General features: G+C 33.9%; 19 protein-coding genes and 1 pseudogene. 3 read left to right on the top strand and 17 right to left on the bottom strand.

Annotation, left to right across the window (positions count from 1 at the left end; all coding sequences use genetic code 11):
* A partial coding sequence (locus TR08_RS19405; protein ID WP_193747797.1) for a LytTR family DNA-binding domain-containing protein occupies nucleotides 1-269 on the top strand: 269 nt, incomplete at its 5' end.
* Nucleotides 266-685 carry a DUF3021 domain-containing protein gene (locus TR08_RS19400; RefSeq protein WP_045521051.1) on the top strand — a complete coding sequence of 140 codons (420 nt, stop codon included), beginning with the start codon at nucleotides 266-268 and terminating at the stop codon, nucleotides 683-685. The genes TR08_RS19405 and TR08_RS19400, both read left to right, overlap by 4 nt.
* Before the next feature lie 188 nt (nucleotides 686-873).
* Here the strand turns inward: TR08_RS19400 and TR08_RS32680 are convergent, their stop codons facing one another.
* The 10 genes and pseudogenes from TR08_RS32680 to TR08_RS19355 all read right to left on the bottom strand — a co-directional run bounded on the left by TR08_RS32680 (nucleotide 874) and on the right by TR08_RS19355 (nucleotide 7,757).
* Complete coding sequence (locus TR08_RS32680; RefSeq protein WP_193747796.1) at nucleotides 874-1,032, bottom strand: hypothetical protein; 159 nt, start codon at nucleotides 1,030-1,032, stop codon at nucleotides 874-876.
* A gap of 186 nt (nucleotides 1,033-1,218) precedes the next feature.
* A complete protein-coding gene (locus tag TR08_RS19395; RefSeq protein ID WP_045521049.1) occupies nucleotides 1,219-1,593 on the bottom strand; it encodes a hypothetical protein in 375 nt (124 codons plus the stop codon).
* 710 nt (nucleotides 1,594-2,303) lie between these two features.
* Nucleotides 2,304-2,702, bottom strand: coding sequence for an AAA family ATPase (locus TR08_RS19390; protein ID WP_238579196.1), 399 nt, complete (start codon nucleotides 2,700-2,702; stop codon nucleotides 2,304-2,306).
* Between the two features lie 1,032 nt (nucleotides 2,703-3,734).
* Nucleotides 3,735-4,280 (bottom strand): GNAT family N-acetyltransferase, encoded by a 546-nt coding sequence (locus TR08_RS19385; protein WP_045521047.1) that lies wholly within the window; start codon nucleotides 4,278-4,280, stop codon nucleotides 3,735-3,737.
* A 251-nt stretch (nucleotides 4,281-4,531) separates the two neighbouring features.
* Nucleotides 4,532-4,744 carry a hypothetical protein gene (locus TR08_RS19380; protein WP_045521045.1) on the bottom strand — a complete coding sequence of 71 codons (213 nt, stop codon included), beginning with the start codon at nucleotides 4,742-4,744 and terminating at the stop codon, nucleotides 4,532-4,534.
* Between the two features lie 630 nt (nucleotides 4,745-5,374).
* Nucleotides 5,375-5,593 carry a hypothetical protein gene (locus TR08_RS19375; RefSeq protein WP_045521044.1) on the bottom strand — a complete coding sequence of 73 codons (219 nt, stop codon included), beginning with the start codon at nucleotides 5,591-5,593 and terminating at the stop codon, nucleotides 5,375-5,377.
* A 195-nt stretch (nucleotides 5,594-5,788) separates the two neighbouring features.
* A pseudogene (locus tag TR08_RS19370) lies at nucleotides 5,789-6,352 on the bottom strand (IS110 family transposase); the annotation flags it as partial.
* 352 nt (nucleotides 6,353-6,704) lie between these two features.
* Complete coding sequence (locus TR08_RS19365; protein WP_045521043.1) at nucleotides 6,705-6,938, bottom strand: hypothetical protein; 234 nt, start codon at nucleotides 6,936-6,938, stop codon at nucleotides 6,705-6,707.
* A 221-nt stretch (nucleotides 6,939-7,159) separates the two neighbouring features.
* Entirely contained in the window at nucleotides 7,160-7,552 is a 393-nt protein-coding gene (locus tag TR08_RS19360; RefSeq protein ID WP_045521041.1) for a hypothetical protein, read from the bottom strand.
* Nucleotide 7,553: 1 nt separating this feature from the next.
* Nucleotides 7,554-7,757: a helix-turn-helix transcriptional regulator gene (locus TR08_RS19355; RefSeq protein ID WP_045521040.1), complete on the bottom strand. Its 204-nt coding sequence runs from the start codon at nucleotides 7,755-7,757 to the stop codon at nucleotides 7,554-7,556.
* 310 nt (nucleotides 7,758-8,067) lie between these two features.
* Here TR08_RS19355 and TR08_RS19350 point away from each other — a divergent pair, with 310 nt between their 5' ends.
* Nucleotides 8,068-8,556, top strand: a complete 489-nt coding sequence (locus tag TR08_RS19350; protein WP_052427534.1) for a c-type cytochrome — start codon at nucleotides 8,068-8,070, stop codon at nucleotides 8,554-8,556.
* Between the two features lie 4 nt (nucleotides 8,557-8,560).
* Here TR08_RS19350 and TR08_RS19345 read toward each other — a convergent pair whose 3' ends face one another.
* The 7 genes from TR08_RS19345 to TR08_RS19315 form a co-directional block, all read right to left on the bottom strand.
* Nucleotides 8,561-8,890 (bottom strand): hypothetical protein, encoded by a 330-nt coding sequence (locus tag TR08_RS19345; protein WP_045521039.1) that lies wholly within the window; start codon nucleotides 8,888-8,890, stop codon nucleotides 8,561-8,563.
* Nucleotides 8,883-9,119, bottom strand: a complete 237-nt coding sequence (locus TR08_RS19340) for a helix-turn-helix transcriptional regulator (RefSeq protein WP_045521038.1) — start codon at nucleotides 9,117-9,119, stop codon at nucleotides 8,883-8,885. Before TR08_RS19340 ends, TR08_RS19345 begins: the two co-directional genes overlap by 8 nt.
* 525 nt (nucleotides 9,120-9,644) lie before the next feature.
* Nucleotides 9,645-10,109: a DUF3291 domain-containing protein gene (locus TR08_RS19335; protein ID WP_045521036.1), complete on the bottom strand. Its 465-nt coding sequence runs from the start codon at nucleotides 10,107-10,109 to the stop codon at nucleotides 9,645-9,647.
* A gap of 213 nt (nucleotides 10,110-10,322) precedes the next feature.
* On the bottom strand, nucleotides 10,323-11,105 hold the full coding sequence (locus tag TR08_RS19330; protein WP_045521034.1) for a putative protein N(5)-glutamine methyltransferase: 783 nt from the start codon (nucleotides 11,103-11,105) through the stop codon (nucleotides 10,323-10,325).
* Nucleotides 11,106-11,362: 257 nt separating this feature from the next.
* Entirely contained in the window at nucleotides 11,363-11,644 is a 282-nt protein-coding gene (locus TR08_RS19325) for a hypothetical protein (protein WP_238579195.1), read from the bottom strand.
* A 539-nt stretch (nucleotides 11,645-12,183) separates the two neighbouring features.
* Nucleotides 12,184-12,573: a GNAT family N-acetyltransferase gene (locus TR08_RS19320; protein WP_238579194.1), complete on the bottom strand. Its 390-nt coding sequence runs from the start codon at nucleotides 12,571-12,573 to the stop codon at nucleotides 12,184-12,186.
* 185 nt (nucleotides 12,574-12,758) lie between these two features.
* Complete coding sequence (locus TR08_RS19315; RefSeq protein ID WP_045521028.1) at nucleotides 12,759-13,424, bottom strand: HAD family hydrolase; 666 nt, start codon at nucleotides 13,422-13,424, stop codon at nucleotides 12,759-12,761.
* Between the last annotated feature and the right edge of the window lie 159 nt (nucleotides 13,425-13,583).

Here is a 13,583-nt window from a genome sequence, read left to right as displayed (position 1 = left end):
AAAACGATCATATTATCGCCGTAACGGAAATAGATTCTTTTATTTTAAAAGAGAAGTTATATGAGCTCGAGGCCCTGCTCCCTTCTAAAAAATTTATCCGCCTGTCTAAATCGGTTATCGCCAATTTAAATCAATTAAGCCGATTTGAAGCATCATTCAATGGTACACTCTGCGTTTACTTCAAATCAGGAAAGAAAGAATATGTGTCTCGTAACTATGTCCCTGCGATTAAAGAAGCTCTAAAATTGAACAGGAGGAAAGTAGAATGAAAACATTTATAATCCGTAGTTTTATCGGTATTTTCTTCGGATGCTTTATTGCGGTTTTAGTCACCAATTTATATATCCATTTCGGTGGCTTCAAAATGATAGATGGACCATTATTTTTGAAAAACTCCATCGGCTCCGCTCTTTGTGGCTGGTTGTTTACAGTCAGTCCCTTATACTTTGAAAACAGGAATTTGAAACTATCCCAGCAGACGATTCTCCATTTTTTAACCATCATAATCCTATACCTCATCTTGGCACTCACGATTGGCTGGATTCCATTTAATATTACCAGCATTTTGTTAACACTCTTAATTTCCATTGTCGTCTATACGATCTATTGGGTTGCATTTTATCTTTACTTCAAAAATCAAGCACGGAAATTAAATCATGATTTAAAGAAACTAGATGGCTGTTGAATATCTGGTATAGTTACACCCAAAATATTAGTGGAAATTGCAAATTCCATATCAAAAAGTTGAAAAAGCATCAGTTATAAAGCCGATGCTTTTTTTAAGTCATTCTTCAATTAACCTGCCCCGTTAGTCGAACAAGGAAAAGGGCGATGCCTAGTTAAAGCATCGCACCCAGTATGTTTTAAGAACAATTAATTTTTCTTTTCATTTTTTTGCAAAATAGAGATAATTTGTTTATTTTGTTCAACTTGAATATCACTATTTATTTTGATTTGGCGGACCCACCTTAAAACAAATGCTAGTATTAATAACGGTAAAAGAGTAAATAATGCAGGAATTACTTCATTCATTCAATTTTCCCCCATCTGTTATTTCCTTTATTTTACCATATATCAGTTGACAGTTTCCTTTGAAGAAAGGATAAAATTGTTAATTCTTCTTCAACTAATCTGCCAGTTAGTGCAATAAGAAAAAGCCACCATTACGGCAGCCGGATTTTCAAGTCTTGCACCTGTGAGCTTAATACGAATTTGTACTTACCGAATAAAATGTTCTTTAAAAATCTGTTTAAAATAAGGCTTAAAATCAATTTCAATCATTTGTTGAGTGTCCTCATTAACAACTGTTAATAGCACCCTTGAATGGTCTTTCTTATCTGCTGTAATTTCAAATTTATCAACCCGTTTCAGGTCCAAAAGTGATAACAATCTATTTGAAGCCCGCTGAGTTACTTGTATTTTGACTTCACCATAAGAGGGAGAAAGAGTAACAATAAAGTCTTCCTCTCCATTACAAAATCGGTATGTTGCTTTATTATAATAAAATGGCAAGTCTTGCGCAGTGTTATCTAATAACGTTGGTTCACATTCGAATAACGAAAGAAAGTCGTTTTCTTCTGGAAATATAGCCATTTTCCCATCACCTTTTTTATGACTATTTTAACAGTTTCTTGTTCAACTATCCTGCTCCGTTACTTGAACAAGAAAAATGCCTTGCCCCTTCTTGAAGCAAAGCTCCCATTAAAAAATGGCTTATGATTACTCTTATTTAAGTGTTTAAGGACTTTTGTGTAAATATACCAATAATAATGATAATAATCCCGTTAATAGCAAATAAAAAACTATAAGATACCATTAATATTCCAGTTCCAAATCCACCAGGGTCAAAAGGACTAACACTAACACCTGTAACAAAAAAAACTAAAGGCGTTAAAAGTAAAATAATTAATCCAGCCCAAATTCTCTTTTTTCTATTTTTACCAGAAACTTTAAAAGCAATAAAGTTTGTAATTCCTAATACAAGAAGGATTATTAAAAGAAATATAATCTCTATTTAAACCACCCCTTTTTCTGAATTTTAACATATTATTACAACTTACTTATAGATTTTTATTGAAGTAACCTGCACCAATGGGTGAAAAAGCAACAGTCTATTCTACTATCGCCCCCTTTAGTTCAATAAAAATATTATTCTACTCAATGCTTACAGTAAACTTTTTATGTTGACTCTATTACAACTTCCCCTTCGTGTGAAGGTACTTCAAATCCCTTTAGGTAAGAAATTAACGTATTTTCGGTGATTGGAAAGGCTGCATTTGCATCAAATCTTTTACTCCGTTCATTCAACCGTTGGCGAATAACTTCAGACTAACTTTCAAATAAATAAGTTTCCACTCACCACCAGCTTCTTCAATCAGTTGTTTGTATTCAACTCGTTTAGCTTTTTGCCAAAAACTAAAATCAATAACAACCTTTCGTTTATCCTGAATAAGACTTACCAATTGATTACGAAGTCTTCTTTCTGCTTCAATTTGATAATCGCTATATTTCTCAACAGGATAATCTATTCCATAACGTCCATTAACCTTCCAGATTTCTTCATCAATCGAAAGACGAACAAACCCTTCTTTTTCCAACTGTTGTGCATATGTAGTCTTCCCTGAACCTGCGATACCACACATCATTATAATTAATGGATTTGAAGTTTTTTGGTTTATTATTTCCCTTAATTTTTCTCTCATCCTAAACACCCTTTATGAATTTCTAAATTTCTAGTATTGAAACATATTGCTTATTAAATTAACCTGCTGCGTTATTTGAATAAGAAAAAAAGCGATCTCCATTATTGAAGAATCGCCCCTGTTAGTTGAAGAAGAAATGGTGTCCTAATTCACACAAGGATGCCAATGGAAAATTGCAGTAAAAAAACTATCAACAAATTCGTAGAATTATGAACAGCTTGTCCATCTCTTGAATACTATATAGTAGACGCGAAGGAAGCACCTTCGGTCAAATTAACTGACTAAGCAATAGTCAGTCCTTTTTTATTCAACTAAACTCACTCGATAGCACAAGAAGAAAAGGGGCTGCCGAAGCAGTCCTCATCTTTAACTCTTGCACCCTTTAGTTTAAGTGCGTTTATTCACAAACATATCCTTTTTACAGTTCTTTATTACAGAAATGCTGTCTTGTTTGTAAAAAAATGACTGCTCTTATTTGCAATCGCCCTCGTTAGCTCTATTTTGACTAACTACTTCACCAAATGTTCCCTATTAAGCGAATTATCATTCTTGGTATAAACATTAAGAGGTTCCAAACCACTTCAAATATAAACTCAATTAGGGTATCTTTAAAAAAGCCGTCTCTATTTCTTTTTTTATTTTTCATCTTCTAACTCCCAATTAATCAATCGTTGTTTAACTATTCTGACTCGGAATAACAAATTCAATCCTTTAAATAAATTCTACTTTTATTTTCTATTTCCTTCCTTAGCTAATCTGCTTCGTTAGTTGAACAAGAAAAAGGATCGCCACAGCAACCCTTTTGTTAAACTCAAGCACCCCGTTAGTTTAAGTGCAACGTTTCACAATTTTCAATAAAAAAGAGAGTTGCCAAACAACTCCACAGATAAGTACCAAATCCCTCGTACAATATACAATTTTACCGCTACGTACTTTTTTAAAGTAGTAATGATAAAATTTAAAAAATTGTACAAGGCAGTCTCGAGCGAGACTGCCTTTCGTTTACATAATATTTTCAGAAGTGAAATGAGCTTACACATCCAAGCAGTTGATGATAGCTAATATTTGATGATCTGTCCATTTTCCATTTATCTTTAGATTTTCTTTAGCTATACCTTCTTTTTTAAACCCTACTTTTTCTAATACACGAATAGATGCTATATTGTCAGGCATAGCTCCTGCTTCAATTCTATGCAGTTTTAATTCTCTAAAAGCAAAGTCTACAACAAGTTGAAGAGCTTCTGTTGTATAGCCCTTTGCATTATACTCCTTATCTAAAGTAAATCCCGTATAACAGCTTTGGAGGTCTCCCCTAGCAATTTGAGTTAAGGAAATGTCTCCGATAAGTTTATCAGTTGCTTTTAAAAAGATTCCAAAAGCATATAAATGCCCTTCATCTTTCTTTGTTAATGCCTTTTCAATGCGTATTTTTTGATGTTCTTCTGTATAAAAGGCTTCTGGTAGTAATGGGCTAACTCGCTGAAAAAATTCTCGATTTCTAGTATGTAAGTTTGCTAACTCGCTGGCGTCAGAAGTTTTGTAAAGTCGAAGATAAATTTGTTCCCCTACTAGCTTCATAAAACCCCTCCAATATCTTTTTACTACCATTATATTCTAATTAGGCAAAAGTAATGTAAATTTTTATTGCACTAAACTACTTCGTTAGTTAAATAACCCTACTCATAATATCCTTTTTCAAATGCAAGAACACCCTCTACATTTTGCAAATCAGACGAATATATACTGATACCATACTTAAACGAAATAAGTCCCGTCTCATCTTCTTCCAATGAACTATCCAACTCTCTAAAAAGCCTACTTAACTCCTCCTAAGAGGTCTCGAGCAATGACCTTCCTTGAAATGTGACCACTGCTGTGTCGAAAAACTCGACTGCTTCACATTCACCGTTTTCTTTATAATACATATGGCAAAATGGGTAAGCAACTGTCAATACATTACTCATTGGCGATTTTTTATATTTTTGTGGTTCTAATTGTAGAGTTTCTTGAACTTGTTTCTCGTTCATACCAAATTTAATCATTCCTGCACCAATGTCAGTAAATACTTAAGACCTTAATCTTTATCATAAAAGCAACAAAGCCTGAGAAAAGAGCCTTTTATTTTGAATTAACCTACGGAACACATATACCAAAAATTCATAATAATCCAATTTAATACTATTTGCTATATTTAGGAAGAAGAGGGTGAGTCGAATGTAATGGTATCCGTTGCCTGTCACTTATGTCACTGGAGATATAGGAAAAGTGGCTTTAGTTCCTACTTCTGAAAAAGAAGTCCATTCATTGTTATCAAGATAATAACCTCTTTCATCTCAGTTTTTTGGGTTATATTTTGTTATCCTCCAAGAATACAAGTAGATTCACACCTACTTTTTTATTTTTATTATAAGGGTGTGGTGTTGATTTGAGAAATTCCGTCTTCATACAGATAGGTGTGATTTGAATTACCACTCCCCTTGTCCAAAGGGAGAGTGAAAGGGGTGTTTCTTCTTCATAAAATCACAGTATTATTAATTGTTGTGCAGCTGTGTCTCGCACTTTCCCCCTATGTTCAGACATCCGCTCCAAGACAAAAAAGGGGATAACTTTATCTGAGTCATCCCCATTCTGCACTTATTCATAACAACCCCTTGTTCTACTCAAGCACCCCGTTAGTTGAAAAAGAGTGATAAAGTCACTGGTACACCTATTAGAATGCTTGATATTAAAATAATCCATAAAATAATATTTAATGGATTTCTCAATCCCATTACTTCTTGCCATTTTTCTTTATAAGCATTGTCATTTACTTGGTATCTTTTTAATTGAAAATAAAGATAAATATTAAGCATAAGGGAAATTATCAAAGCAGTAATTATAAATATATTCATTGTATTAATCCCCTATCTTTATCAAATTACCATTATTTTCCATAAATGCGTTTCCTAAGTAAATAAAGTTTCAATTCTAATGAATTTTTATTAAACTCCCTCAGTTTGATACGAATATCTCTTGAATGCTCACTTATTCGCGGGATTTCATAACTCTTATAAATAGAATGACTGGTAATTGGAATAAATTCAGATCATTTGTCGGAGCTCTGGAAAGACAACATCTACCCATCGATTTATTTGATTAATAGACATTACGAGACGTTTTACAATCACATCATGATTAGACTTTAGAACTCTAAGTTTCTCAAATGATTCTGATGATGGGCGAATAAAGGAATAGTAGTCATTTTTGACCATATCCGCGATAACGAGTGCATCTTTTTTATCACTCTTAGATTGGGTATTATCACGATTCTCTTTATTTCTTTTTACTAAGTGGGGATTGACTGTTACTACCTCAATGTTTTGGTTATATAACCATTTTGATAGGTTTAGCCAGTAATGGCCTGTAGGCTCCATACCTACTATTGCTGCATCTAAGTTTTTTAATCTTTTTAAATCTTGAATCCAGTTTAATAGTTTAACAAATCCCTCTTCATTATTTTCAAAAGTAATAGGGTCTCCGACTACAATTCCACGGAAGTTAACTGCTCTGGCAACGTGTAGTTGTTGAGCGATATCCACACCAACAATAAGATGTGTATCGGAAATTCTTTCTAATAGTTTATTTTGTTTATCTTGCATTTTAAAATTCATAGTAGGGCTTCCTCTTTAAGACTCTGAGTTAGATTGGACTCTATACTCGTATCTTACTGAGGGGCTCTATTTTTTTCAAACCTGATATTTAACGATCTACGGGAATGCTAACCTGCTTCGTTAGTTGAACAAGGACCTTCTTTTTTATTGCTTATTATCTTCGTTATACGCATTACACAAAAGGTATTGATTAGAGACGGATTGAATATTTTACAATATATGGAATAACATAATACCTAAGAGCAAGGTTAGCCCTCCACATTCATTGGGATTTCATCAATGCCTTGCTCCCTTTTTTTAGCTACAAGGCTAATGCCCAAGAATTACTTGCGATTTTCCATAGAATAAAGAGTCATATGTTAATTGCCAACCAGTTATGAATTTTGAAGGAATCAAAATATTGATTAAAAACATTAACTTCCACATCAAAAAAATTAGTCTTTTCTCTTGGTTCTTTAAATTCTAAAATCGTACCTCCATAACTTTTTATAAGATTGAAACATATCTGTTTAAACTGTTTACCATCAATCATTGGAGGTTCATTATGATTTTCATAAAATCCAGTTATTCCATTAGGAAGTTTCATATTACCACCACCTTCATTGAATTCAATTAATTATATTCCCTTTTCTTCTTCAACTATCCTGCTTACGTTAGTTGAAGAAGGAATGTCCTTTTTGCCAGCTCTCCTTTATAGCTATCGAGATTCTTATGCTGGATACATGAAAAATAAAAAAGCCACCAATTATGGCAGCTTGATCTTAAATTAAAGCACCCGTTTGTTTAATAAGATAATAATCGTTATCATTACTTGTACTTCATTGAATAAATAAATTCTGTAATTGGAACCGTAAGAAAGGTAAGACCTACCACTATAACAAGTGGATAATTATCAATATTATTAAAATTGCCAGTTCCTTCAGAAATAAATAGTATTAAACCAGCGAGAATCATTAGTACATAATAACCTATTTTGGCGCTTTGAGTTTCAATATGTCTTCCTAATTCATCTTTCTCGCCACCACCTTCATGATGACCCCAATTCAACCAATTAAAAAAATAAGTTAAAGCAAGAAAACTAAAGAATATAGAACCTGCATCAATAGTTTCAAATCTTATCCATTTGTAAAAGGAAAATCCTGCGATTGATAAGAAAACAATAAAGGCTAAAACTGCGATTATTTTTTTGGTTTTATCCATTCTATATTTCTCCCTTCTCTGATATAAATAAATCCTCCATGGTCACTCCTAAAGTCCTTGAAATATCAAATGCTAACTGCAAACTTGGGTCATATTTATTGTTTTCAATAGCATTAATCGTTTGCCTACTCACATTACATTTTTCTGCTAATTTCCCTTGTGAAAGACCATTTCTTTCTCTGTATTCCTTCATTCTATTATTCATTCACTGAGCCACCTTTTGATTTTTAAGGTGTAAAACATCTTTTACACCTTTATTATAATAAAAGACATATAGGGTGTCAAATATCTTTTACACCTTATATGTCCTTGATGTGTTTTTTCTTTCTTATCTTAATACTCCGCTTTAATTTCCTCCTAAAAAAATTTTTAGCATAGAAATTGCGTTCTAATTAATAAAAAGATAGGAGTGAAATAGAAATGAGAAATATTTGGAATCTTAGGGGGCTGCTCCTCAGTCTCGGAATCACCTTTTATTCAGCATCGTTTTAACAGGTACAATTTATGCCAATACATTGGACGATATTATTCAAGAAACCTGGGAAGAACCTAATGAAAGTGATATTCCGGACAATGTTCAAGAAGATATGATTCGATATGGAAAAGAGTTAATTGTTAATAATCCCAAATATGATGGCCCGAATAGTTCCAAACCCTATGCTGGAAATAAGCTTTCTTGCTCCAGTTGCCATTTAGACGCTGCGACACAGCCAAATGCAGTTCCGTTGTATGTATTTTCGTTTGAATATGCTGACCCGAGGAAATACAGTGCTAGAAGCGGCCAGCTTACAACTGTTGAAAAGAGAATAAACGGTTGTTTTCTACGAAGTTTAGATGGAATAGCAATGCCCGAAGACAGCTATGATTTAACCCCTTTTACCTCCTGCCATGAAATTCCGTCCGCCGGCCTTAAAGACAGCTCCGATCTTCAGCTAATGCACCCGTTAGTATTAACAACAAAAGCTACCAAAAAGGCAGCTCATTGTAAAATAGCTTTTTTATGAAGTTTTAATTGAACTCTTTTTGGTATAGTCTGATAGCACTTATTGCACCTACAAGGAATACAATCGCTTGGAATAATAATAAGAACTGGCGAAAATATTGGATATCACTGTCAACTAATGAAATAAACAAACCAGTCATAATCAATTGGGTAGTAAACATACTAGAAATGATTTTTAAATAAATGGCATTCGTTCTTTCGTCTGGTTTACCAAACTTCTTTCCCACAAAAAATAGAACCAGCAAAGAACCAATATAAATAAACATCATAATTCCTACAAAAATATTAAAATTTACTACGTTTTCAAGCATCCATCTGTCTAATACATCAATCATTGTTATCTTCCTTTCCTACATATGAGAATATTTCATTAATATCTACTTCAAAAAAATTTGCAATTCTATAGGCTAACACTAAAGATGGTGAGTAGTTATTCTTTTCCATAACAAAAATAGTTTGTTTGGAAACTCCAACAGCTTCTGCCAAATCCTTTTGAGACATCCTCTTTAACACTCTAAACTCATATACCTTGTTTACGATTGAATCACCAAAGCTCTCTTTCACAAGACCGCCTCCCTATATTTAACATAATAAAATAAAACTACCAAAAAGTAAAGTTTAATTATACATTTTATAATAAATATTTTATAAAATTATGGTTTGTGTTTAGATTTTATAACTAACACTTACTTTCTTATCAAAAAAAAGAAGCATTAAACCTTTGTTTAATACTCCTTGCTTTGCTAATTTAACCGCAACCTAAACTCATCCTTCTGGATTACCTCCCTCGATTGTTGAAAAAACTATTTAGTTATGTGATTTAATTCCTCTGTTCTTTATCCCGAGAGAATAAGCAGAAACTAATTGAAATATCGTAGCTAATCCCACTCCAATTATCATTGAATAATCAAAATAATTTTTAAGTGCCATACCACCAGAAATAGATGCCGATAGTTTAAGTGTAATACTTCACAATTTCCTCCAGAATAAATAAACATGGAGATAAAAATATCACAGGAAGTTGTATTACTCCTTAATGTCACCAATAGTTTAAATAGATAATTTCCCAATTAATAAAGGGTCCCTCTATTACTTAATCAAGAACGTCTCCCCTTTTTCATCAAATGCATGCTTAAAATCATATGCAAAAGGAGTGGGACCATGCTGAATATAATAGTTGTATCTCTTGAATGCCTCCTCCCATGAGACATCCTTAACCTTTTCTGTCCACCAAACTACATAAGAAAGGTGTTTCTCTGGATATGGCTCGATCCATCTGCTTCTATCTCGTAATGCTTGCATATGCTGTCCTGAATAGGTAAAGCGATATAAGGATTGAAGGCTTCTCCATACTGTTAGTGTAAGAATAGGAGAACCATTTCCCTTTACGGCTTCTGCAGGGAAAAAGACTCCTTCAGGTGAAAACGCCTCTATAAGTCCTGATTTAGCTGCCTGACGATATACTTCATTTCCCACTTGAAAAAATTCACGAGAGGCAGGGTGGTCATAGGGGTGGTTTAGCCTACCAACAGTATAGATTGAAACTAATGCCATAAACAGCCCTCCATCTATAGTCTTTTCCTAAGATATATTCAAGTAAAAATGTGAAAATTCCTTCTTTAGCTAACCTGACCCGTTAGTGAAACAAAAAAAAAGTCGCTGGAGCGACCCCTTGTTGAACATAAGCACCAGTTAATAGAAGAGTGATTTTGGTTAGTATATTGTAAGTAATTCTCATAGATAATTAGTACTAGCTAGATTTTAATTTTAATTGTCAGGATTGGTACCGATAACGACGGTTGCGTCTAATTCATAGTCTCTTGCTACTTTGGTGATAAGCCCATTACTACAAAAAATTTCAACTGTTTGGGATGCTTGCCGTTCGCTCGTTTCTACCAAAAGATGCCCTCCAGGAGCTAGCCATAGAGGTGCTTCTTTCGCCACTCTACGTTGAAGGTCAAGTCCTTCAATTCCTCCGTCAAGGGCTATCATAGGTTCATACAAGCGTGCCTCCCGTGGAAGGAGCTTGATCGCATTGGTAGGTACATAAGGAGTATTAGCAACCACGATATTCACGCTGCCTTTAAGGGATGGCGGTAAAGCTGTATACAAGTCCCCTTCAAACACGCGACCCCTGTAAGTAGCTATGTTGCGGCCGGCACAGCGTACTGCGGCAGGATCGATATCAACAGAGTACAAATCTACTCGTTCCAAAGTTGCTGCTAAAGATGCTCCCACAGCTCCTGACCCGCAACACAGATCAACAACGATATCCCCTATACAAGTAAGGTTTTCTGCTTGATGGACAAGAAACTCGGAACGTCTGCGAGGTACGAAGACACCAGGATCTAACTCTATCCTCAATCCACAGAATTCTGTGTACCCAATGACGTATTCCATAGGCATACCTCCGGATCGGATTTCGACCATTTTTTTTAACTCCTCTAAGGTCCTAGCTTCAAAAATAAGTAATCGAGCCTCCTCTTCAGCGAAAACACAACCGGAGGCTCGGAGCATATTTATAATACTTTTTTCAGTTTGGTCATTCATATAAAACTTGATTTGCTCTCTTATAAATACCACCCAATCTCAATGGTTGATATTAGGTAATTCGTGAAAAACTTGAAAAATCCTTCTTAAACTTTCCTGCACCGTTACTTGAATAAGAAAAGCTATCCTTCGTTAATGAAGCATCGCACCCATTAAAGAATGTTTTGTATAAATTGGTAAATGTTCTTTACAAAACAAGCTCATTTAAAAATCGTGCTTTATTAAGTGAACGTATAATTATGTAAAAATTCTTAGATTTATTGTAGGGAAATATCCTTAATTTCTCTAAAAGTAGATAATTCCTTGGTTAAGGTATCCCTCATTTTCACTCCACATTTCTCACTGCATAAAGCAAATATACCATCAGTTCCTTGCAATTTTGCTTTAGATTCTCTTGCTGTTACAATCATTGGTACACTTGTATTGCGAGAATGAAGTCCTATTTGTATAATCATTCCTTCACTTTCCGAGTATTCTATCCCTTCTGCAAACTTAACACTTAACCCAAATACTGGCTTTTCATCCCTAATTTTTTTCATACACCACGCACATCTCAACATATGATCACCTTTCATAATAAAAGTTGTAATAAATCCCGTCTACCTAATATATAGGTAAAGACGGATGAGTATCGCTCTATAAATATTTTAACAGAAATAGGCTACGACTCAGAAATGGCGAACTAGTTTTTGAAGAATCGCACCCGTTACTTTAAGTGTATCTCTTCACAAGCCCAATAGAATTAGATTCTGACCTACATAGATACATTTAATAGAAAATTTATCACAAGGCGATATGCAGCAAATAAAATTAAGATACTTGCTGAAATCCACATAATCATTTTATTTACTACATTTCTTTCTCTTATTGTAAGAACAAAATACCCCTAAATATTAAATAACAGAGCTACTTGGCCGGCTTCAGGACACTCTCATTCTACCAAGAGGTTATTTTTTTGTTCAAACCTCATTTTCACTCATTACAGGAATGCTGCCCTGTTAATTCAACAAGAAAAAATGACCGCCGCGGCGATCATCATCCTTAACAAAAGCACCCGTTAGCACAACAAGAAAAATTGTTAATCTAAATATTCACTTCCAAGGTTAGGATTTAGGTACCTAGCCATTCCTGTTTTAACCCTCTTTAATCCAAGTTTCTTATAAAAGTCCTCATTTCCAGTTGTAGAGATTAAATGGACGCACGAAACATTATTTAGTTTATCAAGTAAATACTTCATAATTTGTTTCGCTATCCCTTGTTTTTGAAATTCTGGATGGACTATAACGTCATAAATTGCAGCATTAAAAACACCATCTGTCATCGCCCTACCAAATCCAATAAGCCGACCATTTACTGTAACCAAAGCTATGACATTACTTGCTTCATAAACTTGCTTTATAATCTCTTTTGTATGCTTTGTCCAACCGACAGAAGCATATATTTCTTTCATTTCATCAAGATTTTCCATAGAAAAATCGCTATGTATTTTTAAATCCAGACTACCCCTCCCTACAGTACTATTAGTATTAATACATTTTTGTTTCCTGCACCTTCTTAAACTATCCTGCCAGTTAGCACAATAAGAAAGGATACCTCAATGGCAGCTGCGATCTTTCATCCAAGTACTCCGTTTGATTAAGAACAAATTGTGATTTACTTGACTAGACTTCCCATCAAAAGTTTCGTTAACTCTTCAACACTTTTGACAATATATGTAGGGTTAGAATGATTTAATTCATCAAATGATCCATACCCATAAGTTACTCCAATAGAGTCTATACCATTATTATTTGCACCAATAATATCGTGTTTCCTGTCACCAATCATAATAAAGTTATCTAGCTTATACTCATTGTATTTATCTAGTATGTATTGAATAATTTCAGTTTTTGATGTTCTTGTTCCATCAAGATTACTTCCGACAACAAGGTCAAAGTACTGGTCAATATTAAAATACTTTAGTATTTTCTCAGAAAATACAGTGGGCTTTGAAGTTGCAACAACTAAAGAAAATTGTTGTTCTTTTAACGATTTTAATAGTAATGAAATATTTGAATATAACTCATTCTCAAACATTCCCTTCTCCTTAAACCTTTCCCTATAAAAATCAATTGATTTTTGTGTGTTTTCCTCATCAAAGTTGTAATGTTCAGCAAATGAAACTTGTAGTGGTGAACCAATAAAACATTCAAGTTTATCAATATCTGGTTCAACAATGTCCATTTTTTGTAATGCATATTGAACCGATTTAGTTATACCTACTTTAGGATCTGAAAGTGTTCCGTCTAAATCAAATAAAATTACCTTGTATTTGTCCATATTTAATTCCTTTCTAGTATCTAATGCTTACCTAATTTTATCATAGGAATTTCAAAAAAAATCAAACTCTTCATCAACTAGTCGAGTAGAATGGAGCCTTTCTACCTTACGGTAGATTGTACTCCACCCCCTCCCAGAACCGTGCTTGCACTATTAATG

Source organism: Neobacillus niacini, assembly GCF_000759675.1.
Taxonomy (GTDB): Bacteria; Bacillota; Bacilli; order Bacillales; family Cytobacillaceae; genus Neobacillus; species Neobacillus niacini_A.
This window is presented reverse-complemented; position numbering and strand designations above follow the sequence as displayed.